The organism is Streptomyces sp. NPDC054841 (genome assembly GCF_053611045.1).
Map to the genome: position 1 here is coordinate 1 of NZ_JBSGZO010000815.1, position 2051 is coordinate 2051.

Annotated in this window: 1 protein-coding gene; it reads right to left on the reverse strand. The window is 68.3% G+C overall.

The annotated features are described in order from the left end of the window. Positions 1-2051: hypothetical protein (locus ACWGI8_RS43510; protein ID WP_453669062.1), on the reverse strand; the 2051-nt coding region annotated here is incomplete at both ends.

A 2051-nucleotide genomic window follows, 5' to 3' on the forward strand; every position in this document is an offset into this window, starting at 1 on the left:
GCGTTGCGTGTGACGACCGGATTCGGCGTCACGTGGCGAAGGAAGCCCCTGTCGATCCAAGCCATGGTGGTGGCATCGGGGTCCTCGCCGAGCTGGGTCCAGCCGCCGGGGCCGTCGGCTGCCTCGGAGTACAGCTCGAGGCCGGTTGCCTGGATCTCTTCTTCGCTCTGCAGGTCCCAGTACGCGTCGCCGACCTGGCCGAACTTCAGGCTCGCCGTCTGGCCTCGGTCGGGTATGAAGGCCCGGCGGTGCACCTGAGTGGCGAGTTGAAGGACGGTTTCCTTCATCGCGGCGTACAGCTCCGGGTCTTCCGGAGCATCGATGACGAAGTCGAGCGAGTGGCCCTTCGGGAGTTTCAGCCATGCCATCAGCATGCTGGAGAGCGTGGTGTCGAGGGCCCTGTAACCGCCGTTGCTCTGATCGACGCCGAGAACGCCGTATCTGCTTCTCAGCGCCAGCACGCCACGGTTACGGGCGGTGGTGGCGAACTGCTGCAGCAGGGTGTGGGACGCATCGACGAAATCGACGTAGCCGGCCACGAGACGGTCCTCAATGGTGACCAGCATGCTGTCCGGGTACCACAGGATGCCGTCCTCGCCGGTCGCCAGCATCGACTTCGCGCCCGGGTCCGGCAGGACGGTCCGCCATGTAAGGGCCGGAGCGCCGATGGCCGAGATCCGGGTGCGGACAAGGGCGGGTGCGCCGGGGAGGGCGGCCCAGCGGACCAACGCGTCGAACGGCGCGGTGTGCAGGATCAGTGTGCTCTTCTGCGCGAGGACCGAAAGCTCTCGGTCGAGCTGCCGCTCGTAGGCTGCTGTCCGGCCCTCGATCAGTAGCACCGCTTCCTTGGCCCGCGTGGTGATGCCCGTCCCGGCCAGCCACTCGGCGAACTCGACTGTGGTGAGCCGGCGGAGGGTACGCTCGGGCAGCCGGTAGACCCGCCAGATGCGGCCGGCGTCGGCCCTGGGGTCGATCTCGACGGAGACCATCTCCGTCCTGGCGAGCCGCAGGTGGTGGTGGCGCAGCAGCCAGCCGTGTGCGTCGGGCAGTTCCTCAAGCCGACGGGTGCTGACGCCACGTTCGTAGCGGAACCAGTACTCGGTGCCGAAGGTCCATAGCAGGCCGCTCGGGTGCGATCCGAGTACCGGCCCGTTGTCGGTGCCCAGCGGCGTCGACACCCCCCAGGCGGTGCCCGTCATGTCCGAGTCGATCATGATGGCGTGCCGGATGTCGCGGGTGCCGGAGTCCTCTCTGAGAAGCCCGTTCGCCTTTGGGTATGCGACGGAGGTGCTCAGCAGCGGGGACGTCTCGTCACTCCATTTCTTGAGTTCACCGTTGGCCCAGCTGCCCTCGGTCGGCACGATCTGTACGGCTGAGGCCCCGTCCCAGTCGGTGGAGGTGCGCAGCCAGTTACGGAAGGCGGATGGCGATGCGGTGACCTCAGTGGTGCTGCCGTTCGAGGTGATGACCTCCGCGAGCGGCCGGCCCTCGGCCACGTTGACGAACACCCGGAAGACGCCGGGTGGTACGGACTGGGCGACGGCGCTTTCCAGAACGGCCGGTTTGACGCGACCCAGTGCGGCCATTCGCCGCGACAGCCCGTCGGGAGCGTCGGGGACGCTCTTCGGCCAGGCTGCGGGAATCCGGAACACCGCTGTCGTGCCATCGGGGGCGGTGGCGAACAGAGCGCCAGGCGGTAGCGCACCGAAGTGGTTCCACTCGGCAACCGCCTGCCCGCGTCGCAGGACAACAGGCAGGTGCCCGTCGCCGATCTTCTGAGCTGTGGTGGTCAGGCCGGGACGCGGCGCGTGCACAACGGCCGGAAGGTCCCGGCCAAGCCGGTCGGCGGCGTCGGCCAGCCAGCGATAGGCGGTCAGGTCATCCGGGGCCGCGACCAGCAGGTAGACCTCTGGCTGGGCAGGCTGTTCGCCGTTGCGCGGCTTCGGCATGGCAGCCGCCACCGCGGTGGTCAGTTCCTGCTGCGAGACCGAGCGGAAGGTTCCCCGCGCGTTGTTCGTCCCGAGCGTTCCGTCATTCCCTACGTCGAGCTG